Here is a 24,398-nt window from a genome sequence, read left to right on the forward strand (position 1 = left end):
GTAACAGATGCGTGACGTGTCGTGCTGGCGGTATGGGCCAGCCTTCGCTATAGGCTGTATTGCCCCTTGGAAGGCACTCGAAACGGGATGATTTGATGCGTATTCTTCTCACTGGCGGATGTGGATTTATCGGGTCCGCAGTTGTGCGCCATATTATCGGCGCTACCGAACATTCGGTAATCAATGTGGACTGCATGACTTACGCCGCGTCACCGGAAACGGTAGCAGCCGTTGCTTCGTCAGATCGCTATCAGTTCGCTCAGGTCAACATTACCGATGGCTCGGCCCTTGCAAAGCTGTTCGAGGACTTCCGTCCCGACGCTGTCATGCATCTGGCTGCTGAAAGCCATGTTGACCGTTCCATCGACGGCCCAGGCGTGTTCATCCAGACCAATGTGGTCGGAACCTACACGCTGCTTGAAGCCGCCCGTGGCTACTGGCAGACGCTGGATGAGACGGCCCGCAAGGCTTTCCGCTTCCACCATATCTCCACTGACGAAGTCTTTGGCGCGCTGGAACTGGATGACCCTCCGTTCACGGAGACCACGCCATACGATCCGCGCAGCCCGTATTCCGCCTCCAAGGCGTCCTCCGATCATCTGGTCCGCGCATGGTACCACACCTATGGTCTGCCGACCTTCGTGACCAACACGACCAATAATTACGGTATCTGGCATTTCCCGGAAAAGCTGATCCCGCTGGTGACGATCAACGCCATCGAGGGCAAGGAGCTGCCGGTTTACGGCAAGGGCGAGAACGTCCGTGACTGGCTGTTCGTAGAAGATCACGCGGAAGCGCTGGTCAAGGCGGTTGAAGTCGGCAAGCCGGGCGAGACCTACGCCATTGGCGCCCGTCAGCCGCGCACGAATCTCGAGGTCGTGAAAACGATCTGCTCCGTTCTGGATGAGCTTGTCCCCGATCCGGCCGGCCCGCGTGAACGCCTCATTCGTTTCGTCACCGATCGCCCCGGCCACGATTTCAAATACGAAATCGATCCGACGCATGCGGAGACCGAACTGGGCTGGAAAGCCAAGCACAATTTCGAATCCGGCATCCGTCGGACCATTCAGTGGTATCTCGACAATCGTGACTGGTGGGAATCCATCCGTTCACGTCGCTACACAGGCGAACGTCTCGGTCAGGCCAAGAAATAAACCCTCCGGAAGCGCATAATCATGAGTAAAGCACCACCAGTCGAGACCAACATGAAGGGTATTCTGTTGGCCGGAGGTTCAGGCACGCGCCTGTATCCGATGACCCTCGCCGCCAGCAAGCAACTGCTGCCGGTCTACGACAAGCCGATGATCTATTACCCGCTGACGACGCTCATGCTCGCCGGTATCCGGGACATCATGATCATCTCCACGCCCGCCGATCTGCCGCAGTTCAAGCGTCTGCTCGGCGACGGCTCGCAGTTCGGTGTTCGTTTCGAATATCGTGAACAGCCGACTCCGGATGGTATCGCGCAGGCCTTCCTGATCGCAGGCGAGTGGCTGAAGGGCAGTCCGTGTGCTCTGGTGCTCGGTGACAACCTGATCTTCGCCGATCACCTGTCCGCCCTGCTTCAGAAAGCCGGAAAGATCGAGAAAGGCGCGACCGTGTTCGCCTATCAGGTCCGTGATCCGGAGCGTTACGGCGTGGTCAGCTTTGACGAGACCGGCAAGGCTCTCACGGTTGAGGAAAAGCCACCGGAGCCGAAATCGAACTGGGCGATCACCGGCCTCTATTTCTACGATGACCGCGTGTATGATTTCGCCCGCAAGGTGAAACCGTCCGCCCGTGGCGAACTGGAAATCACAGACCTCAACCGTTTCTACCTTGAGGAAGGCACGCTGCAGGTCGATCGTCTTGGTCGCGGCTGTGCGTGGCTTGATGCCGGACTGCCGGAAAGCCTCATGCAGGCCGGTCAGTTCGTTCACACCATTCAGGCGCGTCAGGGCATGCTCGTCGGTTCGCCGGGCGAAGTGGCGTTCCGTATGGGCTACATCACTGCGGACCAGCTTCGCACCCACGCAGCGAAAATGGGCAAGACCGAGCTCGGTCGCCTGCTGAAGGAACTGGCCGACCACGGCGATCAGGGCTGAAGCCCTGTTCCCCCTTGCCCGACAGACGGACAAGGGGGAAGGTTTACCGCTGCGGCACCGCGATTGTTTCAAAGGGCCGTCATGGCCCGTTTTTTATGGAGTAGAGTCTATGAAGGTCGAGCGTCTGGCTATCCCTGACGTCATTCTCGTCACCCCGCCGCGATTCTCTGACAATCGCGGGTTCTTCTCCGAAACCTACAATGTTGACCGCATGAAGGACGCCGGGATCACCCTTCCGTTCGTGCAGGACAATCAGAGTCTGTCGCGCCAGAAAGGCGTTGTGCGTGGTCTGCACTGCCAGCTCGACCCGCACGCACAGGGCAAGCTCGTGCGCTGCACCAAGGGCGCGATCTGGGATGTCGCCATTGACGCTCGCACGGGCTCCCCGACCTATGGCAAGTGGGTTGCTGCGGAACTGTCCGAAGAGAACTGGTCACAGCTCTGGATTCCGCCCGGTTTCCTGCACGGTTTCTGCACCCTGACGGAAAATGCCGAGGTGCAGTACAAATGCACAGGTCTTTATGACAAGGCATCCGAGCGTGCCGTGATCTGGAACAGCAAGGAACTGGCGATCGACTGGCCGATCAAGCCGGAAGAAGCCGTGCTGTCCGATAAGGATCTGGAAGCTCCCGAGTTCTCCGCAGCAAAAGGGTGGTTCGAATACAAATGACCGACACCTCAGGCAAAGGTCCGATTCTCGTCACGGGTGGTAACGGACAGCTCGCGACGTCTCTGGCCAATCTCGGCGGCCCGCGCATTGATCGCGTGGGACGTCCCGAGTTCGATTTCGCGAAGCCGGAAACCATTGAAGCCCTGCTGGACGCGCACAAGCCTGCCGCTGTGGTCAACGCCGCCGCGTGGACGGCTGTCGACCTTGCCGAGACGGAAGTCGCCGGCGCGGATGCCGCCAACTGCACAGGTCCTGCTCTGCTGGCCGCCGCCTGCGCCAAACGCAACATCCCCTTCATCCATGTGTCCACGGATTACGTGTTCTCCGGTGACAAGGGCGCTCCCTATCTGGAAAGCGACCCGGTTTCTCCGGAAACCGTCTATGGACGCACGAAGGCCGAAGGTGAGCAGAAGGTGCTGGCGGCTGATCCGAAAGCCATCATCCTGCGCACCTCGTGGGTTTATTCCGCGCACGGCAAGAACTTCGTCCGCACGATGATCAATGCGGGTGCGAAGAATCCGGCCCTGAAGGTGGTTGGTGATCAGCGCGGCAATCCGACCAGTTCGGACGATCTGGCCGAGGCGATCCTCTCCATTATCGCGCTTATCGAGCGTGATGGCTGGAAGGATCAGTATGCGGGCATCTATCACGCCTGCGGCACGGGCGAGGCCACATGGCACGAACTGGCTGTCGCCGCGCTCGAAAACGCCGCGCGTCATGGTCAGAAGATGCCGGAAGTTGCGGCCATCCGCACCGAAGACTGGCCGACGCCCGCCAAGCGTCCGGCTGATTCGCGTATGGATAACAGCAAGCTGAACAGCGTGTTCGGGGTGAAGATGCCAGACTGGCGTCAGAGCGTCACACGTACGGTCGATACGCTGTTTTCGCATAAGCCTGCCTGAAAATAGTCTGCTTTTTAACTGTTCAGCCCCGGTCACTGTAGATGTCTGACAGTGACCGGTTTTTGTCTGGTTCTCCGGAGCTGGAAATGATCCGGAATTCTTCATGAGTTGTGATATCTGGGCTGTCATTGTCACGTACAATCCGGACATTCCTCTTCTGGAAACCGGATTGACCGCGCTCGCGGGGCAGGTCGATGGCGGGGTTATCATCGACAATGGTTCAGGAAATGCGGATGCTGTCCGGGCGCTAGCCTCACAGCACGGCCTTTCCTTCATAGCCCTTCAGGAGAATATCGGACTGGCGGCCGCGCAGAATGTCGGCATCAGACACGGCATGGAGGCAGAGGCTCACTATATTCTGCTTCTCGATCAGGACACCATTCTTGCTGATGGCACAGCCCGCAACCTGGTCACTTTATGCCAAGGTCTTGAGGAGCGTGGCATACGGGTGGGCGCGGTCGGAAATTTCTTCCGTGATTCGCATGACGATTGTCTCGGCAGCGTCTGGCGCAGCCATGGACTTCGTTTGCGACAGACACGAGCCCGCATAGGAAAATCTGTTGTTGCTGAAGCAGATTTCATCATCGCTTCCGGTTCTCTGATTCCTGTTTCCACGCTGCGTCACACCGGCCTGATGGACGCGGGCCTTTTCATCGATCTGGTTGATGTTGAGTGGGGATTGCGCGCCAAGTCGCAGGGATTCCGGCACTTCCTACATAACCGGAACATCATGACTCATACGATCGGGTCAGGAAGACAGAAGATACTCTGGAAAAACATCACAGTTCACAGTCCGATTCGGGACTATTACGTCATTCGCAATTCGATACTCGTCGCCAGACGTTGCTATATTGATGTCGCATGGCGGATTTATTTCATCAGGCGCGTGCCTGTCTTCCTTCTCGGTTTTTCCTTGTTCGCCGATCAGCGCCGCCGCAGAAGCTATCTGATGTTACGTGGTCTTTTCGACGGACTGTTGGGACGAGACGGTCAATATTCAGGCAGGCTTCCGGGTTCCTGAAACGCGTATCAGATCAGACGTCCCTTTCATGCTGGATATGTAGTTTTTGTGAAAACTTTCTATCCTGTTTTCACATGCCATGATTCCAGAAAAGGTATGTCTGTTTCACGATAAGCGAAGATCCTGAAGAGAAATCTCTTTATCCATTTATTTAACAAGCCGGAATCAAGAGGGCTGCGTCTCTTTGTGGAGTTCGGGACAAAGTCCTGTAAAGCTATCCTGCCCGGACGTATAAAGTCTCCAGGTGCCCCAAAGTGGATGGCGCGATTCAGTGATGAGCATCGTATCCGCTTTTGCGCGGATAGCCTGTAGCAGGCTGTCATCAACAAGCATCGAAACATTTTTTGCAAACCATGATGACGCCGATCCGGATTTTCTTTCGTCGCAGGACGCTATGGCGTAACCTATGGTTATTTTTATAAGTAGTATCAAATAGATAGGGTTTTAAGGCCGCAACTGCGCTTCTGCTCTGCCGCCCTCACAACAGACACATTATGACAGATTCCCGTCATCCCGGCAGAGATATTGACGGTCATTGCTCCTCTCCTCGCCGGTCCGGATATTTGCTCCTGACGCCGCTTTTTGCCAGAACGCACACAGAATAGGATCAACCAGAGGAGCGCTTTCATGTTTCTGGCTCACAGGAACGGCCAGCCAGCCTGCGCTGTCGTGACTGAGGCGGATGCCAGTGGCGCTGTCTGGCTTGATCTGGTTGACCCAACAGACACCGAACGTGATCTGGCGGCTCATCTGACCGGCAAAATCATTCCGCAGCGGAGCGATCTGGAGGAGATTGAAAGTTCTTCCAGACTGCATACCGACGATGACACCGTTTACATGTCGCTTCCGCTGGTGCGACGGACGGACACGGACCTTTACTCTTCTCCGATCGGCTTTGTGCTGACCCCCAACCGGCTCGTCACCGTCCGCTTTTCGGACTACGCCTCCTTCGACAATGCCGCGCGTCAGGTCGTGGAAGCCAAGACCAGTCTCAGCAGTGACGACAGTCTGGTCATGATTCTCGAATGTATCGTGGACCGTCTGGCTGACGTTCTTGAGCATGTGGGGCTGAACCTGAATCAGCTGTCCCGGGATGTGTTCGCCGGATATGACCCCAAAGGCAACACGCGGCTGGCCTCATGGCAGCGCACCATTCTGCGGCGCGTGGGGCATGCCGAGGATTTCAGTTCACTGATACGTGACAGTCTGCTCGGCCTTGACCGGATCTCGATCTTCATCAGCGAGAACCGCAAGCACACGCTCCCGCACGGCCTTGCCGCCCGTCTGGCGACGGTCAGCCGCGACGTCACGTCCCTGACCGATTTTGTCTCCCAGCTTTCCAACAAGATTCAGTTTCTGCTTGATGCGGCTCTGGGTTTCATCAGTATCGAGCAGAATGACGGCATGAAGATCCTGACCGTGGTCAGCTTCATCGGTGTCGCCCCGACACTGATCGCCGGTATTTACGGGATGAACTTCAAGGATATTCCCGAGTTAAACTGGGCGTATGGATACTGGTATTCGCTGGCCGCCATGCTTGTTTCCGTTATCCTGCCGCTGCTCTGGTTCTGGCGGATCGGCTGGCTCAAGACAGACAACAGATGAGCCGGAGGCGCCTCGACATGTTAAGATTTTTCTTCCTTCCGGCCCTTGTCCTTTGCGCCTTTACCGGCACGTCTGCACTGGCTTCCGGGGCGGAAAAGCCGCAGGAGACGACACTTCTCCTCGATCGGATGACGGCCGAACCGCAGCAGTACGGCGGGCTGTCCGGCACAGAGCCGAAGCGTCTTCTTGTCGGGTTTCATTACATGGATACCCATTCCTTCACGGGGGAGTTCGCTGAACTTGATGCGTCCCTGCGCCCGGTCCGGGTCGGTACGCTTCAGGGAGGCATCTCGCCAGCCACGCCAGAGCGCAGCGCTTCCTGCTCTTTCAAGGTAGTTTTTCCTGACCGCATCATGACCTTCAGCGGCTCATGCGAGCAGGAGACGTTGTCCGGGAGCATCAGAACGCGCCTGACTCCTGCTCCGCTTAATGCACAGCTACTGAACGCGCTTTCTCCTGACGTCTCGGTGGGGCAGTATTGGTTAACAAAAACTGGCTTCAGAGCAGCGCTAACACCAGCTGCACATAGTTCCTCATCAGAACTGACGACTGGCGCAACAAATCCCTTGACAGAATAAAAACACGCGTCTACTCGGAAAACACCGCCGGTAAGTTCCTTGCCGGTGCGTTCCTTAAAATCAGGATTTCGCCATCGGACACGATAAACGTCGTGATATTCCGGGGCTACACCGAACGGTGGTAAGCCTGCGAAAACCTTGACCCCTCCCGGTATCTGCCTGCCACATCAAGGCGCACTCTGTATGCATCTCGCTGAACTGAAGGCCAAATCTGCGGCCGATCTTCTTTCCTATGCCGAAGAACTCGGCGTGGAGAACGCCTCCTCTCTTCGCAAGCAGGAGCTTCTTTTCGCCATTCTCAAGACGCTGGCCGATAATGACCAGGCGATTTACGGCGAAGGAACACTTGAAATCCTGCCGGACGGCTTTGGCTATCTCCGCTCTCCGGAAGCCAATTATCTTCCCGGTCCGGATGACATCTACATCTCTCCGCTTCAGGTGCGCCGCTTCGGCCTGCGCACGGGCGATACGGTTGAAGGCCAGATCCGCGCCCCGCGCGACGGCGAGCGTTACTTCTCGCTGCTGAAGGTCAACACGATCAACTTCGAGCCGCCCGAAGCGGTCCGTCATCGCATCAACTTCGACAATCTCACGCCGCTCTATCCCGAGCGCCGCCTGCAGATGGAAGTCGAAGGGCAGGGCGAAGTCGAGCCGCCTGCGACCAAAGGCAAGAAGGGCACGCAGCGTGACTTCACGTCCCGCGTCATCGATCTGGTCGCGCCGATCGGTATGGGCCAGCGCGCGCTGATCGTCGCGCCGCCACGCACCGGTAAGACCGTGATGCTCCAGAGCATCGCCAGCTCGATTTCCGCCAACCATCCGGAAGTCTTCCTGATCGTTCTGCTGATTGACGAGCGTCCGGAAGAAGTCACCGACATGGCCCGCTCCGTGCGCGGCGAGGTTGTGGCCTCCACCTTCGACGAACCGGCGCAGCGTCATGTGCAGGTTACGGAGATGGTGCTGGAGAAGGCCAAGCGCCTTGTCGAGCACAAGCGCGACGTGGTCATCCTGCTCGACTCGATCACCCGTCTGGCCCGCGCCTACAACACCGTTGTGCCTTCATCGGGCAAGGTGCTGACCGGTGGTGTGGACGCCAACGCCCTCCAGCGTCCGAAGCGCTTCTTCGGTGCAGCACGTAACATCGAGGAAGGCGGCTCGCTGACCATCATCGCGACCGCGCTGATCGACACCGGCTCGCGTATGGACGAAGTCATCTTCGAAGAGTTCAAGGGAACGGGTAACTCCGAACTCATCCTTGACCGCAAACTGGCTGACAAGCGCGTCTTCCCGGCGATCGACATCACCAAGAGCGGCACGCGTAAGGAAGAGATGCTGGTCGATCGCGCCACGCTCTCCAAGATGTGGGTGCTGCGCCGTATCCTCGCGCCGATGGGCACGATGGACGCCATGGAGTTCCTGCTCGACAAGCTGAAATACAGCAAGTCGAACAATGACTTCTTTGAAGCGATGAATAACTGATTCTTTCAGTCTGTCGTTTCAGCGTCTCGACGTGCTGATATTTGGAACACCGCCTCTCTGGGGCGGTGTTTTTTTGTTGTGCTCAGATGAGAGTCTGGCGGTTTCTCAGGGCTTTGCGCCGGACCTGCAAAGGCCACACTCCCTTTGATTCCATCCTGTTTTGCCGATCTGTTTGTTTGCTGGAAAATCAAAAAGAAGTTTTTGGTGAAGCTTTTTTCAAAAAGCTCAAGAAACGCTACTCTTGAAAAGACAGGCTGGAATCACTCCCGCAGTCTTGCCGAGCAAAATGCAGACCTGTGACTGTCGTCCCGTCGTGCGGCACGCCATTGCTTGACGAAATACGGTCAGGCTCACACACTCGATAAATCAGGCAATGGATTCTGCCAGACCATTTTGAAGGTCGAACCGTCCGTCAGGACTGATGATTCCTACCTCGCAAAAAGCACCGAGGGAGGAGTCTGTTCAGAATCATGCGTCATCTTTCTTCCAGAAACCGCCATGCACAAGACCTGTCCGGGCAGGCTGCGCACAGTCGTGTCTTCATTCCGGGAAGCCTGGAGCGTATTTTAAAACGCAGACACAGAGATGATCGCGTGTCCGCCCAGTCTTCTGATTCACAGGGAGAGTAGCCATGCGCATTCTCGTCATTCTTGATCGTCCTGAGACAGCGCCCTTCGTACTGGCGAACGCAGGTCTTCTGTCGGAAAGATTTCCTGATTCCACCATCAGGGTTCTTCATCCACGGCTCGCGGTCGATCCAAAGTTCCAGTCTCCGGATGAAGGTATGCCCGGTGTCGACGACAGAGAGCGTTTCGAGCGTGACGTAACGAACCGGTCCGTTGCTCTGCACAGGATTTTTGAAGAATGGCAGGTATCCTCACATCCACCGGCAGCGGTTGAATGGTGTGAAATCTCAGGTGCCCCGCGCACGATTGTCGCCGAACAGGCGGAAAAAGCTGATCTGACAGTTCTGGGGCGGCCGCTTGCCGACGATCCTGACTGTGTCAGGCAGGCGTTCGATGGCGCTCTCTATGACGCCCGAGCGATCGTTCTCATCACGCCCCAGCACCGCAGCCAGACGATGGCCGCCCATCCGGTGATTGCCTGGCATCCGTCATCCAGTCTGGAGCACCTTCTCATTCAGGCGCGCCCTTTGCTGGAGCAGGCCTCCAACATCACCTTCATTATTGGTGAAGTGCAGGAGAATGAAGAAAAAACGCCAGCTATCGTTCAGGCGCTTCGTTCCATAAACATTCCTGTTTCTGTAGACCGTTTTCTGATTCCTTCTGCCGGCGCCGGAGAGGAAATCAGAAAACGTGCGCTCTCCGCAGGAGGCGACCTGCTGATTATGGGAGCTTATACCCACTCGCATTTTCGCGAATGGCTTTTTGGTGGCGCAACGCGGGACATTCTTGCGTACGACACGCTTCCCATTCTTACCCATCACTGAAACAGATTTTCCAGACCGGAGACAGAACAGGATATGCCCACAACCATACTGCCGACGATCCTGATTGCGCTGGGTGGAGCCGCAGGAACGCTGCTGCGATACTGGGTCGGACTTGCTACGGCGCGCTGGAGTCAGTCTCTCCCCTGGGGAACCATCCTGATCAATGTGACCGGTTCCTTCGCCATCGCCTTCTTTGCTGCACTGACCGCAGGAGGAGGGCGTCTTCAGGTCTCCGACACGGCCCGACTGGTGTTCATGGTGGGGATCTGTGGGGGATACACCACCTTCTCCTCTTTCAGCCTCCAGACACTGGACCTGCTTCGCAATGGCGCTCCTGAACGTGCGCTTCTGAATATTGGATTGTCTGTCGCGCTCTGCATGATTTCTGTCTCGGCAGGGTATTTTGCCGGACAGGCTCTCAATGCCGGTCACTCCGCTGCCAGTTAAATCGGAATCATTCATGAAAACGGTGGCATCGTCCTTTTGCGGAGCAACGCTTGCAGCGCGTTTTTCTTGCAGACTTCCAGATCATGCCAGTCAATGCCGTTCAGACGCCCGTTTTGCCATGCAGGCATGAGGCGGCCTGTGACAGAGAAGGGAGCAGGGGAACCCGTTGCATCAGTCGCTGTAGAAAGATGTCTGCGGAACGGACGCCCGCACGATGTGTTTCAGCGGGGAGGAGGTGGTTTTTCATGAACATTGTTCAAAAATGTATTGCCAAGGATGGTCGGTCGCCTTATCAAAAATGAACGATGTTCATTAAGTGACCCCCGCGAACAGATTCACCCCTCTCCGGAGCCGGTACATGACCGCTTCTCTTCTGACAGAGCGTCGCTTTCTTCCACTTTTCATCAGCCTGTTTGCCTCGTCACTCGGTGATACGCTGCTGCGTAACGCCCTGGCCGCGCTGGTGCTCTGGACGGTCGCAGGTGGAGCGCCGTGGATCGTGGCCTTTGCTGCCGCTGCGTTTGTTCTGCCCTCCGCCTTCCTGTCCGGGCTGGGGGGAGAACTTGCGGACCGGATGGACAAGGCCCGGCTGATCCGCATCCTGAAAATGGTGGAAATCCCCATAGCCTTTCTGGCGGCGGCGGGGTTGATGACCGAGAACATCCCTGTCGTTCTCTGCGCTCTGGCGGCCTTCGGAGTGGTCGCATCACTTTTTTCTCCCGTGAAATATGGCATCCTTCCAGACCAGATCGAAGCAGAGCGTCTGCCTGCCGCCAATGCGCTGGTCGAGGGAGCCGTCTTCGCCGCCATTCTGATCGGTTCTGTTGTCGGAACGGTGCTGACCGGAAAGATCGGAGCAAGCGCGGCCGGTTTCTGCGTTATCGGACTGGCCTGTGTCTCGTGGCTGAGTGCGCGGGCCATTCCCGCAACGCCACCTGCTGCTCCGGACCTGCGCGTGCAGTGGAATATTCTGGCCTCGGGAGCCACCCTGCTGCGTGAACTGCGTGCGGACCGCCGCTCCTGGTGTGCGGCGCTGGCCTCCGCCTGGTTCTGGGTCATGGGCGTGATCATGCTGTCACTCCTGTCTCCCGTGACACGCGATGTGCTGAGGCTGACCCCCATATGGAACGCCGTCTTTCTGGCGCTTTTTGCCATCGGAATCGCCGCTGGGTCCGCTCTGGCGGCCTTTCTGTGCGGTAGCCGGACCATCCTGCTGCCGGTTTCTTTTGGCGCCGTTCTCTCGGGACTGGCGATGATCGTGCTAGGATTTTTCCTGTCCCATCCGGCTCATATGCCGTTTTCTGTCGTGCCGGTCTGCTTTTTTCTGGCCGCTCTTGGAGGCGGTCTGATCGCCGTGCCAACCCAGACCGCCGTTCAGATCTGGGCCAATCCGCAACACCGCGCCCGGGTTGTGGCGGCCATGAACATGCTGGCCGCCATCGGTATGACGGTGGCCAGTCTGCTGCTGTCCTTTACCCAGCGCCTGGATGGCGAATCAGCCGCGCATGGTAGCGAAATCATCCCGTTTTTTGTGATCGGTGTGGCCACACTTCTGCTCGCGCCTGTTTTTGCCCGGACTCTGACCCGAAATCTGCCGGGTGAGTTTCTCTGGTGTCTTTTTCGCCTTCTCTATCGGGTGGAAGTGCGGGGTGAGGAAAATTACCCTGTTCCCGGTGAGAAGGCGGTGATCACGCCCAACCATGTCAGCTGGCTGGATGCGGCGCTTGTCGTCGCCGTCGCTCCACACAAGCCGACTTTCGCTATCGATGTGCGTATTTCCAGATTGTGGTGGGTCCGGATGCTTCTGCGGTTCGTGCCCACGGTTGCCGTGGAAAGCGGTAATCCTTTTGGAATCCGCACCATGGCGCAGGTTGTGGAAGATGGTGCTGCGCTGGTCATTTTTCCCGAAGGCCGGATTACCGTCACAGGTTCGCTGATGGGTGTCCAGAGCGGAGCCGCCTTGATCGCGGATCGTGCCGATGCTCCTGTGGTCGCCATGCGTATTCAGGGGGCGGAACGTACGGGTTTCAGTCGCCTCACCCGTGAGCAGGCTCCGAAAGCGTGGTTTCCCAAAATTCGGATCACTCTTTTCCCACCGCGCAGACTAGATGTTTCCGATGATCTCTTTGGTCGGGCCCGTCGCAATGCGCTGACCGCCGCTCTGCGCGATATGATGGAAGAGGCGGTGTATCTTACGACGCCGGCCGATGGCACGCTCCTGCAGGCGGCAGGTCGTGCGGCCAGAACGTATGGCATGAACCGCCTTGCTATTGAGGACCCGATTTCGGGTGCGATGACATGGCGAAAGCTTCTGACAGCATCAGAGGTTCTTGGCGGGGCGCTTTCTTCCCGTCTTGATCCGGCCCGTCCGGTCGGCCTGCTGCTGCCGACCTCCAATGCGGCGGCTGTCTGCCTGTTTGGTCTGTGGTCGCGAGGGTTCACTCCGGCCCTGCTGAATGCGATAGCGGGAGCGGCAGGTTTGCGTGCGGCGCTGCTGTCCGCCGGGATCACCACAATTGTCACGTCCCGCGCGTTTGTTGAAAAAGCCCGGCTTGCTCCTGTGCTTGAAGCACTCGACCCGATGCCTGACATCCTGTTTCTGGAAGATCTGCGGGGATCAATCGGATTGGCGCAGAAATTGCGCGGCGCTGTGAAAGCCCGACTTGCTCCTGCAAAGGCACATGTCCGACGTGAGGCGAATGATCCGGCTGTGGTTCTTTTTACGTCCGGCTCATCAGGCACGCCGAAAGGTGTTGTGCTGACCCATCGCAACATTCTCGCAAACATCGCGCAGGTGACGGGACGCATCGGGTTCAGTCCGGCGGACCGTGTGCTCTGCACGCTGCCTCTTTTCCACGCGTTCGGACTGACTGGCGGTTTCCTTCTGCCTCTCCTGTCGGGCATTCCGACCTTTCTCTATCCGTCGCCGTTGCACTATGCCGTCATCCCGAAGATTGCCTATTTCTGGAACGCCACCGTCCTGTTCGGCACATCGACTTTTCTCAGGGGCTATGCGCGCAAGGCGGCCCCGACAGATTTCCGTTCCGTCCGACTGGTGGTCGCCGGCGCCGAACGAGTGCAGCAGTCTGTCCGCGAACTCTGGATGGAGCGCTTCGGCCTACGCATTTTCGAAGGTTATGGCGTGACGGAGTGTTCGCCTGTCGTGGCGCTCAATACGCCGGACTCCAGCCGTTCAGGCACTGTGGGGCGACTGGTGCCGGGGATGGCGGCGGTGCTGGAATCGGTGGATGGCATGCCGGACGCTGGACGGCTGATCCTCTCAGGACCGAATGTCATGGCGGGTTATCTCCTGACCGGTCAGCCCGGTGTGCTTCAGCCGCCAGCCGATGGTGAGTACGACACGGGAGACATCGTTTCGATCGGGAGTGACGGTCACATGACCATTGTCGGACGCGCCTCGCGTATCGCGAAACCCGGTGGTGAGATGGTGTCTCTGGCCGCCGTCGAAGACCTTGCCATGCGCGTCTGGCCGGAGGCGCTATCTGTAGCGGTTGCTGTGCCTGATCCGCGCAAGGGAGAGCGGGTCATCCTGCTGACCGAGCAGTCTGACGCCGCGCGATCGGCTCTTGTGAGTCTAGCCCGGGAGGCTGGTGCTGCGGACATCATGATTCCGGCGGAAATCCGTATTGTCCGGAAACTTCCTCTTCTCGGCTCAGGAAAGCCTGATTTTGTTGCAGCGCAGGCTCTGATGATGTCGGAAGTTGAAATGCCTCAATGATACCGAACCGATGGCGTGAAGCTGGAGTGAGAAATATAAGACAGGCTGATGGTCGCGCCAGTGTTCGGGAGGAATGACGTAAAAAACGGCTGTTGCTGTGCATGTTGCCTGCAAAGCCATTCTGACTGAGCAGCAGGTTCTGATTTTACTCATCCGAGCTGATGCACTGTCTGTTTTGGGAAATCGTGAAAGCTCGTGGATCTGTCGATGGGAATCGGGATGAAAAGTTATGTTTTTATTTTGGCCATCGCCCATCTTTATTGATGGTGTCTGTTAAAATCAGGAATCTTATAAACGTCGGCTACATAACCAAAATGGTAACAGTCGCGCAGATTCAATGTCCGTTCCTGTTCACCTCTTTCGGATGATCTGCCGGATTGCCGGACTTGTCACTGATCATGTTATTTCCACTGAGAAGCGCCGGCAAAGCACCAGTCACGCCTCTGCTCTGTCCATTAGGACATGTGGATGATCGTTGAGAGGCTCCATCCGGTAATCCAGCCTCAAAAAGCGGGTGATGAAGCTGTTTTCAGCAAAATAATATCGATAATCAACTCGTCTATAAAATAAAACATACCTTGGTGTGGACACCTTTCACTGACCTTAAAACGTCATTAAAAATCAGTTGAGTATTGTTGAAGATAGTTTCTAAAAGGCGCGCAGGACGACTTGGTGAAATGGTCATTCAAGCGAACTTATGCAAGATATTTACAGTTTTATTGCATTTTTTTGAATGATTTATTTCCGTGGCTCCTGTCGATTCAACAAGCAGCGATGCTTTACTCGGACTCGAGGTTCCTCTTCCATCATGACGATCAACATATCAAAGCGGAATTTCCTGCGATCTTCGCTCGGCTCAGCTGCCGCTATGGCGACCCTTTCCACCTTCCCGCCCGCCATTCGTCGTGCGCTCGCCATTGATGCACACAACAGAACGGGCACCATCAAGGACGTGAAGCACGTTGTGATGCTGATGCTGGAAAACCGGTCCTTCGACAGTTACTTCGGCACGTTCAAAGGTGTGCGCGGCTATGGTGACCGCTTCCCTATTCCAACTTCCAACGGCGCCAACATCTTCTATCAGAACTATACGAAAAGCAGTGTCACAAGCACGCTGATTCCGTATCATCTTGATGAGACAAAGGGCAATGCCCTGCGGGCTGGCAGCACGCCGCATACATGGTCGGACGCACAGGCTGCCTGGGACAATGGCCGCATGAGCTCCTGGCCGACGGCCAAGACGCCGCTGTCGATGGGCTATTACGAGACATCGGAAGTGCCGTTCCATCGTGCGCTGGCGGATGCTTTCACGCTCTGCGATTCCTATCACTGCGGCATGCACACGGGAACAATCGCCAATCGTCTGTTCTACTGGACGGGCACCAACGGTCCGAACGGCGTCAGCCCCACCGATGGCAGCCGTGTCAACGTGGCCGCGCTGAACAATCAGTTCAACGGTGGCAACGACATTGGCGCGTCCACGACGGGCTGGACCTGGACAACCTATGCAGACCGTCTGGAATCAGCTGGCGTCAGCTGGAAGGTTTACCAGAGCCTGATCGACAATTTCGGTTGCAACGAGATGATGGGTTTCCGTCACTGGCGTGCCGCCATCGAAAAGATGCCTGCTGAAAGACGTCCGCTGTATGTCGCCTCAGAAGACATCAATCAGGATGTGACAGCCGCAGGTCCGTTCTATGACGCCACCATTGACGATGCGCTCAGCCCGCTCGCCAAGGGCTTCGGCAACACGATGCCTTACGGTTTTCTTGAGACCTTCCGTGACGATATCCAGAACGGTACGCTGCCGGAAGTCTCATGGATCATCCCGCCTTCAGCCTACAGTGAGCATCCGTCCCCCTCCAGCCCGACACAGGGTGGATGGTATATTCAGGAAGTGCTCGACGCCCTTACGTCCAATCCGGAAGTCTGGAGCAAGACGGTTCTGCTCGTGAACTACGATGAGAACGACGGCTTCTTTGATCATCTGCCGCCTCCGTCCGCACCTTCCCATAATGCTGATGGCACCCTCGCCGGTGGCAGCACGCTCAGCGATGACGCCATGGCTGTGGAATATCACAACTACACGCCAGCTACGTCCAGCCAGCCTGCGATCGACGGCCGTCCCTACGGACCCGGTCCGCGTGTCGCCCTGTGGGCGATCTCCCCATGGAGCCGCGGCGGTTTTGTGAACTCTCAGGTCTTCGACCATACCTCGACGCTGATGTTCCTCGAGAAGCGTTTCGGTGTGACGGAGCCTCAGATCAGTGACTATCGTCGTGCAATCTGTGGCGATCTGACCTCGTGCTTTGACTTCGTGAACCCGAACAAGCGGGCGATCCCGACATTGTCAGGCCGCAGCACCAAGGATGATGCGGACAGTCTGGCTACCGCCCAGAAGGCGGAAGCCGCGATTGCTGTTCCGGCTGCCACGACGGCATCCACCCTGCCGAAACAGGCGACCGGCACCCGCCCGTCCCGTGCTCTTCCTTACGAACTGCATGTCTCGTCACGGGTTGATGTGAGCGAAGGCACTGTCACGCTTCGCTTCACCAACACAAGCTGTGATGGCGCGGGCGCCGTTTTCCACGTCTATGACCGCAATCACCTTGATCTGGTGCCGCGTCGTTATGTTGTGGAAGCCCAGAAGGCTCTCAGCGGTGTCTGGACACCGACGGCGGATGACAAGGGCAGCTATAATCTCTGGGTGCTCGGCCCTAATGGCTATCACCGCGAGTTCACCGGCAATATCACCGAGTTGGGCAACGGCAGCCTTCCGGAGATCGAGGTTGCTTACAAAACGCGTGGTAGAGCCGAAATTCTTGTGAAGCTGCACAATCACGGTCATCACGCCTGTTCCTTCATGGCGGTATCGGAAGCCTACAGGGTCGATGGTCCGAATGGCGTGCGCGTTGCGCCCGGCGGCTCCAGCGAACTGCGGTGGCCGGTTGAGGATAATGGCAACTGGTATGATTTCACGATCACATGCAGCGCGTCCGCATCCTTCAAGCGCCGCATTGCCGGCCGTATTGAAACCGGCGAGGATTCTGTCTCCGATCCGGCCATGGGGGGCGGCCATGCAGGTCAGCGTCCACAGCCATCCCATCACCGTCATGAGGATATGGGGCATGATTTCAGGGAAGAAGATCCCATGATGGGCCGGCACAGATTCTGATTACAGCACTCTGATGGGTGGAGCGCCTGCTTCATCCGTCAGTGGTCTTCAGACTGTTCCATGCAAAAGAAAACGGCATCGCTCCCATGGGGGCGATGCCGTTTTCCATTTCAACCCTGACTGATGGTTTCCAGAACCATCAGTCAGTGATGCTGAACGCGCTCTCTCAGATAGCGTGTTCCATCGCATAAGCTTCGCGGTCGCGAAGGTCCTGCTTCTTTTCCAGCATCTCGGTATGACGACGGGCTTCCGGTGAAACGCGGAGGCAGAGAGTCAGCGCGCCAGCCGCCAGATACAGGCCGGAGAAGCTCCAGATCACGCCTTCAAGACCCATGCCGAACCAGGACTCGCAGATCCCGACAACAGCCGGACCCACCCAGGTGCTGGCGCCAGCGCCAAGGCCGAGGATGGACAGCGCTGCGGCCTTCTCCTTCGGGCAGATCAGCGGCATCAGGCCGGACATCGGCACGAACGCAGCGACCGTGCCGCCATAGATGAAGCCTGCGAGAGCGGCGAGCGGGAAGTTGCCCGGGAACCAGAGCGGCACATAGTAGAAGAGCGGAATGGTGAGGCAGCAGCCGACACAGCCACCGACAGCCACCACAAAACGATGTCCGAGCTTGTCGGCCAGCATGCCCGCGGCAAGGTTGAACAGGATATTGCCGAGGAAGATCAGGGACAGCAGATCAAGCCACTGGGCCTGCGAGAAGTGCAGCTCATCGACAAAGAAAGCCGGCATGATCGCAAGGAAGGCGTATTCCGACGATGTATTGATCGTGCGGATGATACCGGCGGCAAGAGTCTTGGGCTCACGCCACGTGATGCTGATCGAACCGAAGAAGGCCTTCTTCTTGTCTGCGCCTGCCGGGAGCAGGGACTTCGATCCTGTTGGCTCACGAACGAACAGCAGAGCGATCAGACCGCCCAGAATGACCAGACCCAGCGAGCACCAGAAGGTCGCCAGCTCTCCGATATAGGGGATGGTGTAACGCGCGAACTGGGAGCCGAGCGTCGGCAGTCCGGCCGAGAAGGAGAACCAGAACCAGCCTGCCGCGGAACCGAGCATGCGGGCCGGTGTCGCAGCAGCGATCCAGACCAGAAAACCATAGGCGAACAGCGGATAGGCGAAGCCACGCAGCGTGTAGAACAGCAGCGTCATGCTCAGATTGTCAGGTCCGAGCCCAAGCGCCAGAAAGCCGACTTCAAGGACGGCCCACATGACAAGTCCGGCCCACATGGTGCGGCGCGGTCCGTACAGATCGGAAAGGGGACCTGCCAGCCAAGCCGAAATCATGACGGTCACGCCATAGGTGGTGAACATCAGGTTCACGTCGCCCTGCGTATGGCCGTGATGAAGCATGTAGGTATCGAGGTATCCTGCCTCCACACCGTCACCGACCATGAAAAGCAGCAGGCCGATAAAACCGAACAGCAGGGGTTGAGGAATACCAAGACGCGCGGCGATACCGCGCGGTTCCGTAGATGTCTGAGGGACTGTCCCTGACAAAACGCTTTCTCCTTATGAAGTTTTCAATTCACCGGGCTAAACGGCACAGCCGGATTGAAACCCTGGGTGCAGGCGTGTGTGATAGCTGACACCATGAAGATGACGCCGCAATTTTATGTTAACGTACGGATCAGAGACATTCCCTGTAAGTACATTCAACGCTCAGGCGGCTTCTTTTAAAGAAACAGAGCGTGATTTTCAATCTGTTTTTTATAAGTATAGATGATTATATTTACTTAATCACGAGATATTTTTATAAATATACTTTAAACATGAAAAATAATTCATAAAATTACTATTTGATTTTATATTTTATTTTCGTTGTATTTATGCCGTGAATTCCACGGGGTTTCCCGTAAAAATAATCCCGAGAACATCATGATTTTTCTGAACGGATCAAATCAATATAAAATTATATTACAAAAGATCATTTATATATATGTAGAATTTTAAACATACTCAAAATTTTCGAAATCGCCGCAGAAAAACTTTGATGTACACAAAGCAGATTCAATCAGCAAAAACCGCTGTCGTCCAGTCTCGCCGGAAAGCGCTCCCGAGTGCAACCGTTCACACCGCTTTGCCTCTCCGCTACACTCCGCCGCATGATACGCAACCAACGCTTCCGGGTCCGCACTGCATTGCTCGCCGTGCTGGCTTCCACCTCCCTGTTCGGTAGCCTGTCCGCCCGTGCGGATAGCGGCTTTACGCCTACCCAGCGCAAAGAGATCGTCGATATCGTGCGCGAAGCCCTGAAACAGGATCCCTCCATCCTTGCGGATGCCGTGGCGGCCATGCGCGCTCAGGGCGAAGCGGCGCAGCAGGCGGCCAGCCTGAAAGCCGTGCATGAAAACGCCGGCAAGTTCACCGCCACCACCACGGACGTCGTGCTGGGCAACCCGCAGGGTTCCGTGACGGTCGTTGAATTCTACGACCCGCGCTGTCCGTACTGCCGTAAGGTCCTGCCGGTGATCGACAGGCTGGTGGCCGAAGATCCGGACCTCCGTTTTGTCGAGAAGGTGATTCCGGTGCTGGGGCCAAACAGCCAGCTTGAAGCCCGGGCGCTGCTGGCTGCTGCCCGCCAGAACGCCTATCTCAGGTTCCAGCACGCTCTGATGCTGGACAGCCAGCCGCCGTCCATGGATCGTATCCGCTCCATCGCCAAATCCGTGGGGCTTGATGTGTCGCGGCTTGAGACGGACATGAAAGGTCCGGACGTCACCAGCCTGCTCAACGAAAATCTCGAGCTGGCTCGCAAGGTTGGCGTCGATGGCACGCCGACCTTCATCATCGGCGAGAAGACCGTCATTCCGGGCGCGGCGTCTGAAGCCGACCTGAAGGCCGCCATTGCGGCTGCGCGGAAAGCAAAATAATCCGTGGGGACCGGATTTTGTTCCGGTCCCGCTTCTCTGGACGTTTCCTTGGCCAGAGGCGGCCTGTTCCAGAGCTGGATCACGCCGCTCCCATCAGTGGCGATGAGCGCCGTCAGTTCCTGACAGCCACGATTGAAAGCATGGCGGCACAGCCTGCCGTCAGTCTGAAAACTTTTCTGTCTGGTTTGATAGGGCGCATCGTGCGTTTGTCTCGGACGATGCCCCACCTGTCTTGATCTTGTTGCGATGGAGAAACATAATCCGCGCATGACAATCGCGCAGCTTTTCTGGACAGATGTATGACGGAGACAATGGCTGGTGACAGCCTTTATGACATAGCGATCATCGGCGGAGGTGTCGTCGGCTGCGCTGTTTTCCGCGCCTGCGTGCTGGCCGGCGCGCGCACCGTGCTGCTGGAAAAAGGCGGTGATCTGCTGGAGGGCGCGAGCAAGGCCAACAGCGCCATTCTCCATACCGGTTTCGACGCCACACCGGACACGCTGGAAGCAGCCTGCGTGCAGCGGGGGTACGCCCTGTATCGTGACATCTGCGCCGACATGAACCTGTCCGTAGTGAAATCCGGCGCCATGGTCGTGGCGTGGACAGAGGACGATCTCGCGCAGTTTCCGAAAATCATCGAGAAGGCGGCCCGCAATGGCGTGACGGTCAGACGTCTGGACGCCCGCGAGGCGAGGGAACGGGAACCCGCGCTGGCGGGTGATGTGCGCGGTGCGGTGCTGGTCGAGGGCGAGCATCTGATCGATCCGTGGTCAGCGCCCATGGCCTATGCGCGACAGGCGATCCTCAATGGCGGCACACTGATGCGACGGGCGCGGGTTGAAGGCGGTGTGAGACAGGAAGGCGTCTGGCGTCTGGACATCGCGGGCAAACCAGCCGTGCAGGCCCGAACGGTTATCAACTGCGCCGGCAACTATGGCGATCTGGTCGAAGCGATTGTACGACCTTCGCCGTTCCAGATCACGCCCCGCAAGGGACAGTTCGTGGTCTTCGACAAGACCGCGCATGATCTGTTCCGCACGATCATCCTGCCGGTGCCGACGACGCTCACGAAAGGCGTGGTCGTCACGCGTACGGTGTTCGGAAATGTCCTTGTCGGGCCGACCGCCGAGCCGCAGCAGGAACGCGAATTTCCGACAGTCGATCACGATAATCTTGAAGCTCTCCGGAAAGCTGCTTTCCGGATCATTCCCGCTCTGCGCGAACACGATGTCACCACGACCTATGCGGGCCTGCGCCCTGCCACGCAGTTCAGCGACTATCAGATCGAAGCCCTGAAGAATGAAGGGTGGATCACCGTGGGCGGCATCCGCTCGACCGGTCTGACCGGTGCGCTGGGGATCGCCGAGCATGTTGTGACGCTCTACCGCGACAGTTTCGCGGACCCTGCGCCGCTGAAGGATGTGGCCCTGCCGCAGATGCCCAATCTGGTCGAGGAACTGCCGCGTCAATGGATGCAGCCGCAGCGCGGGCCGATCGCCTGTCACTGTGAGCGTGTCACGGAGCGGGAGATCGAGGCCGCGTTGAAGGACGAAGTGCTTCCTGCCGGAACGCTGGGCGGCCTGCGACGCCGGACGCGCTGCATGATGGGCCGCTGTCAGGGGTTTTACTGCACACGCCGGGTCATGGAACTCGCGGAGGCACACCTGCCGGGACTGGTCACGCCGATCGGGGAGGGGCACCGCGATGTATGATGTGCTGATCGTCGGCGCGGGGCCTGCCGGTCTCAGCGCTGCCCGTGTTCTGAAGCGTGCGGGTGTCGAGAAGATTGCCGTGCTGGAACGCACGCGTGAGCCGGGAGGGCTGCCCCGTTATTGCGGGCATTTGGGGTTCGGCATGCTGGACTTCGGACGCATGTGGAAAGGACCGCGCTACGCCCGTGCGCTGACGGAAGCGGCGGGTGTGCCGATCCTCACCGATACGACCGTAACGGGGATCGAACCCGGTGGCGTTGTGCATGTGTCCACGGAACGCGGGCTGGAAACGTGGCGGGCGCGGGCCATTCTGCTGGCGACCGGCACGCGGGAGACCCCGCGTGGTCCGAGGCTTGTTTCCGGCACACGGCCCTGGGGCGTGACCACAACCGGCGCGTTTCAGGAAATGGTGATGAAGGGCCTGCGCCCATTCCAGAATCCGGTCATCATAGGCAGTGAGCTGGTGTCGTTTTCCGCCCTGATGACGGCGCGGCACGGGCAGGTGAAGCCTGTCGCCATGATCGAGGAAAACGCACGCATCACCGCCCGGCGTCCGGCTGATGTACTGGCGGCGATGGTGTACGGCACGCCCGTTCTTCTGAACACGCGGCTGGTCTCGATCCTTGGTGGCGAGCGGGTTGAAGGTGTGGACATCGAGCAGGATGGCGAGCGGCGGACGCTGGCCTGCGATGGCGTGGTGTTCACAGGAAAATTCGTGCCGGATGCCATTCTGGCCCGCACATCCGGTCTGCCTTTGGACAGTGGCACCCGTGGCCCCACGATTGATTCCACCTTCCGCACGCAGGACCCTCAGGTGTTTGCCGCGGGCAATGTGCTGCGGGCGGTGGAACATTCCGGTCAGGCCGCACTGGAAGGTCGCGCCGCCGCACGGATGATCCTGCGCGCACTGGAAGGAAGACTGCCGGACCTCGTTTCCGCCGTGCCGGTGACATGTGGAGAGGGTGTGGCCAGCGTCTGGCCGCAGCGTCTGTATGCCGCGCCACGGGGCAGGATCGTTCTGCATGCGAGGATGGAGACGCTGCAACGGGGCGTGCTGCGCCTGTCGGATCAGGAAGGGCGGGCAGTCGCGCAGAGGCACATTCATGTGCTGCCTGAACGACGGGTGGAGCTGCGCGTCTCTGCCGCCGCGCTGGCGGGTATGTCCCAACTCCGGCTGGAGGTGGAGAAATGAAAAGCTGCCTCGCCATTGATCAGGGAACGACCGGCACCAAGGCCTATCGGGTCTGGAGCGACGGACGGATGGAACTGGTGGGCCGACGTTCGCACCAGCAGTTCCTGCCTGCGCCGGGACTGGTCGAGCACGATGCGGAAGAGATCCTGCGTCACATTGAGGAACTGATCGCGGAGGCCGGACCTGTCGATGCGCTGGCTCTGGCCAATCAGGGCGAGACCGTCGTGGCATGGGATGCCGAGACGGGTGTGCCCGTCGGCCCCGCCATCGTATGGCAGGATACGCGGACCGCTGATGTTGTGGCGCGCATGAAAGAGGAGGGGCTTGAGCCGGACATCAAGGCGCGATCCGGCCTGCCGCTGGACTGCTATTTTTCGGCCTCCCGTCTGCGCTGGTATCTGGATCACGTGCCGCAGGCGCGCCTTCTGCGGGAGCAGGGACGACTGCGTTTCGGCACCAGCGACGCCTTCTTTCTCGATCGCCTGTGTGGTGTTTTCGTCACTGACGTCTCCACGGCCTCGCGCACTTCGCTGATGAATCTGCGGACGTGTGAGTGGGATGAGACCCTCTGCCGTCTGTTTGACGTTCCCATGGAGTGCCTGCCGTCCATCCGGCCCACGGTCGGTGCGTTCGGGCTGCTGCGTGACCGGAATATCCCTGTCCGGGTCAGCGCCGTGGATCAGCAGGCGGCCCTGTATGGGCACGGACTTCAGCATCCCGGTGATGTGAAGATCACGTTCGGGACTGGCGCTTTTGCTTTGGCCTTGGGTGCTGCGGGCGTCTGTGCAGGCGGGGAGGGCGGCGTGCTTCCCACCGTGGCATGGCGGTTTGCAGGGCGGTCTGCCGTCTACGCGCTGGAGGGCGGCATTCTGACGGCGGGAGCGGCGGTCAACTGGGTGGAAAGTCTCGGTCCGGATTTCTCCTGCGCGGATGAGAAAGCGCTCGAAGCGGCGCAGGCGGCGGAAAAAGGTCTGTTCTTTCTGCCTGCCTTGCAGGGACTGGGGTGCCCCTGGTGGGAAAGGGACGCGCGAGGAAGCTGGGTCGGGCTTGGACTGGATACGCGTCCGGCGGACATGGCGCGCGCCGTTCTGGAAGGCATCGCGTTTCGTTCGGTGCAGCTTGTGAAGACGTTTGCTGCGGCAAGCGGGCAGACTGCGACCCGGATTTCCGTCGATGGCGGGCTGGTGAGCAACCGCTGGTTCACCCAGTTTCTGGCGAACTGTCTGGGGGCCTCGGTGCATGTGCCGGAACAGGTCGATGTCACGGCGGCGGGGCTCGGCCGCTTCTGGCTGGATGGTGAGGGAAGCCAGCCAGCGCAGGCGAGCGAGGCTGGCTGGCGGGTGGTTACTCCCCGACCGGATGGGGCGGAGGCGCGCTGGCAGGCCACGTTTGATCATGTGACCCGGCAGGCGATCGAACGCTGTGCAAAAAGCTGATTGCATCATTGCGATATCGTCATGATAA

General features: G+C 58.3%; 17 protein-coding genes and 1 riboswitch. Of the genes, 16 read left to right on the forward strand and 1 reads right to left on the reverse strand.

What is annotated here, in order from left to right:
* The first annotated feature begins 95 nt into the window (after window positions 1-95).
* The 12 genes from rfbB (at window position 96) to GVI59_RS11365 (ending at window position 17,150) form a co-directional block, all read left to right on the forward strand.
* A complete protein-coding gene (gene rfbB / locus GVI59_RS11310) occupies window positions 96-1,154 on the forward strand; it encodes a dTDP-glucose 4,6-dehydratase (RefSeq protein ID WP_173574332.1) in 1,059 nt (352 codons plus the stop codon).
* 51 nt (window positions 1,155-1,205) lie between these two features.
* A complete protein-coding gene (rfbA, locus tag GVI59_RS11315; protein ID WP_173574395.1) occupies window positions 1,206-2,084 on the forward strand; it encodes a glucose-1-phosphate thymidylyltransferase RfbA in 879 nt (292 codons plus the stop codon).
* Between the two features lie 109 nt (window positions 2,085-2,193).
* Window positions 2,194-2,754, forward strand: a complete 561-nt coding sequence (rfbC, locus tag GVI59_RS11320) for a dTDP-4-dehydrorhamnose 3,5-epimerase (protein ID WP_173574333.1) — start codon at window positions 2,194-2,196, stop codon at window positions 2,752-2,754.
* Window positions 2,751-3,656: a dTDP-4-dehydrorhamnose reductase gene (gene rfbD / locus GVI59_RS11325; protein WP_173574334.1), complete on the forward strand. Its 906-nt coding sequence runs from the start codon at window positions 2,751-2,753 to the stop codon at window positions 3,654-3,656. Before rfbC ends, rfbD begins: the two co-directional genes overlap by 4 nt.
* Window positions 3,657-3,759: 103 nt before the next feature.
* Window positions 3,760-4,677 (forward strand): glycosyltransferase family 2 protein, encoded by a 918-nt coding sequence (locus tag GVI59_RS11330; protein ID WP_173574335.1) that lies wholly within the window; start codon window positions 3,760-3,762, stop codon window positions 4,675-4,677.
* Window positions 4,678-5,304: 627 nt separating this feature from the next.
* Window positions 5,305-6,282 carry a magnesium transporter CorA family protein gene (locus tag GVI59_RS11335; RefSeq protein WP_173574336.1) on the forward strand — a complete coding sequence of 326 codons (978 nt, stop codon included), beginning with the start codon at window positions 5,305-5,307 and terminating at the stop codon, window positions 6,280-6,282.
* 17 nt (window positions 6,283-6,299) lie between these two features.
* Window positions 6,300-6,860: a hypothetical protein gene (locus tag GVI59_RS11340; RefSeq protein WP_173574337.1), complete on the forward strand. Its 561-nt coding sequence runs from the start codon at window positions 6,300-6,302 to the stop codon at window positions 6,858-6,860.
* Window positions 6,861-7,043: 183 nt separating this feature from the next.
* A complete protein-coding gene (gene rho / locus GVI59_RS11345; protein ID WP_173574338.1) occupies window positions 7,044-8,339 on the forward strand; it encodes a transcription termination factor Rho in 1,296 nt (431 codons plus the stop codon).
* A gap of 360 nt (window positions 8,340-8,699) precedes the next feature.
* A riboswitch (Fluoride riboswitch) is annotated at window positions 8,700-8,777 on the forward strand.
* A gap of 193 nt (window positions 8,778-8,970) precedes the next feature.
* Entirely contained in the window at window positions 8,971-9,789 is an 819-nt protein-coding gene (locus GVI59_RS11350; RefSeq protein WP_173574339.1) for a universal stress protein, read from the forward strand.
* Between the two features lie 33 nt (window positions 9,790-9,822).
* Window positions 9,823-10,236, forward strand: a complete 414-nt coding sequence (gene crcB, locus GVI59_RS11355) for a fluoride efflux transporter CrcB (protein ID WP_173574340.1) — start codon at window positions 9,823-9,825, stop codon at window positions 10,234-10,236.
* A gap of 358 nt (window positions 10,237-10,594) precedes the next feature.
* Window positions 10,595-13,975, forward strand: a complete 3,381-nt coding sequence (locus tag GVI59_RS11360; RefSeq protein WP_173574341.1) for an MFS transporter — start codon at window positions 10,595-10,597, stop codon at window positions 13,973-13,975.
* Between the two features lie 808 nt (window positions 13,976-14,783).
* Window positions 14,784-17,150, forward strand: coding sequence for a phosphocholine-specific phospholipase C (locus tag GVI59_RS11365; protein WP_173574342.1), 2,367 nt, complete (start codon window positions 14,784-14,786; stop codon window positions 17,148-17,150).
* Window positions 17,151-17,316: 166 nt separating this feature from the next.
* Here GVI59_RS11365 and GVI59_RS11370 read toward each other — a convergent pair whose 3' ends face one another.
* A complete protein-coding gene (locus GVI59_RS11370) occupies window positions 17,317-18,657 on the reverse strand; it encodes an MFS transporter (protein ID WP_173574343.1) in 1,341 nt (446 codons plus the stop codon).
* A 650-nt stretch (window positions 18,658-19,307) separates the two neighbouring features.
* Between GVI59_RS11370 and GVI59_RS11375 the strand changes: the two genes are divergently transcribed.
* The 4 genes from GVI59_RS11375 to GVI59_RS11390 all read left to right on the forward strand — a co-directional run bounded on the left by GVI59_RS11375 (window position 19,308) and on the right by GVI59_RS11390 (window position 24,370).
* The gene (locus GVI59_RS11375; protein WP_173574396.1) at window positions 19,308-20,030 is read left to right on the forward strand and encodes a DsbA family protein; all 723 of its coding nucleotides are present in this window, start codon (window positions 19,308-19,310) and stop codon (window positions 20,028-20,030) included.
* Between the two features lie 299 nt (window positions 20,031-20,329).
* Window positions 20,330-21,742, forward strand: a complete 1,413-nt coding sequence (locus GVI59_RS11380) for an NAD(P)/FAD-dependent oxidoreductase (protein ID WP_173574344.1) — start codon at window positions 20,330-20,332, stop codon at window positions 21,740-21,742.
* Complete coding sequence (locus GVI59_RS11385; protein WP_173574345.1) at window positions 21,735-22,934, forward strand: NAD(P)/FAD-dependent oxidoreductase; 1,200 nt, start codon at window positions 21,735-21,737, stop codon at window positions 22,932-22,934. The genes GVI59_RS11380 and GVI59_RS11385 overlap by 8 nt, the downstream gene beginning before the upstream one ends.
* Entirely contained in the window at window positions 22,931-24,370 is a 1,440-nt protein-coding gene (locus GVI59_RS11390; protein WP_173574346.1) for an FGGY family carbohydrate kinase, read from the forward strand. Before GVI59_RS11385 ends, GVI59_RS11390 begins: the two co-directional genes overlap by 4 nt.
* Window positions 24,371-24,398 lie beyond the last annotated feature (28 nt).

This window comes from Acetobacter sicerae, assembly GCF_011516765.1.
GTDB classification, from domain to species: domain Bacteria; phylum Pseudomonadota; class Alphaproteobacteria; order Acetobacterales; family Acetobacteraceae; genus Acetobacter; species Acetobacter sicerae.

Coding starts and splice junctions, on each gene's coding strand:
- rfbB (WP_173574332.1), top strand. CDS start 96: ATGCGTATTCTTCTCACTGGCGGATGTGGATTTATCGGGTCCGCAGTT.
- rfbA (WP_173574395.1), top strand. CDS start 1,206: ATGAAGGGTATTCTGTTGGCCGGAGGTTCAGGCACGCGCCTGTATCCG.
- rfbC (WP_173574333.1), top strand. CDS start 2,194: ATGAAGGTCGAGCGTCTGGCTATCCCTGACGTCATTCTCGTCACCCCG.
- rfbD (WP_173574334.1), top strand. CDS start 2,751: ATGACCGACACCTCAGGCAAAGGTCCGATTCTCGTCACGGGTGGTAAC.
- GVI59_RS11330 (WP_173574335.1), top strand. CDS start 3,760: ATGAGTTGTGATATCTGGGCTGTCATTGTCACGTACAATCCGGACATT.
- GVI59_RS11335 (WP_173574336.1), top strand. CDS start 5,305: ATGTTTCTGGCTCACAGGAACGGCCAGCCAGCCTGCGCTGTCGTGACT.
- GVI59_RS11340 (WP_173574337.1), top strand. CDS start 6,300: ATGTTAAGATTTTTCTTCCTTCCGGCCCTTGTCCTTTGCGCCTTTACC.
- rho (WP_173574338.1), top strand. CDS start 7,044: ATGCATCTCGCTGAACTGAAGGCCAAATCTGCGGCCGATCTTCTTTCC.
- GVI59_RS11350 (WP_173574339.1), top strand. CDS start 8,971: ATGCGCATTCTCGTCATTCTTGATCGTCCTGAGACAGCGCCCTTCGTA.
- crcB (WP_173574340.1), top strand. CDS start 9,823: ATGCCCACAACCATACTGCCGACGATCCTGATTGCGCTGGGTGGAGCC.
- GVI59_RS11360 (WP_173574341.1), top strand. CDS start 10,595: ATGACCGCTTCTCTTCTGACAGAGCGTCGCTTTCTTCCACTTTTCATC.
- GVI59_RS11365 (WP_173574342.1), top strand. CDS start 14,784: ATGACGATCAACATATCAAAGCGGAATTTCCTGCGATCTTCGCTCGGC.
- GVI59_RS11380 (WP_173574344.1), top strand. CDS start 20,330: ATGACGGAGACAATGGCTGGTGACAGCCTTTATGACATAGCGATCATC.
- GVI59_RS11385 (WP_173574345.1), top strand. CDS start 21,735: ATGTATGATGTGCTGATCGTCGGCGCGGGGCCTGCCGGTCTCAGCGCT.
- GVI59_RS11390 (WP_173574346.1), top strand. CDS start 22,931: ATGAAAAGCTGCCTCGCCATTGATCAGGGAACGACCGGCACCAAGGCC.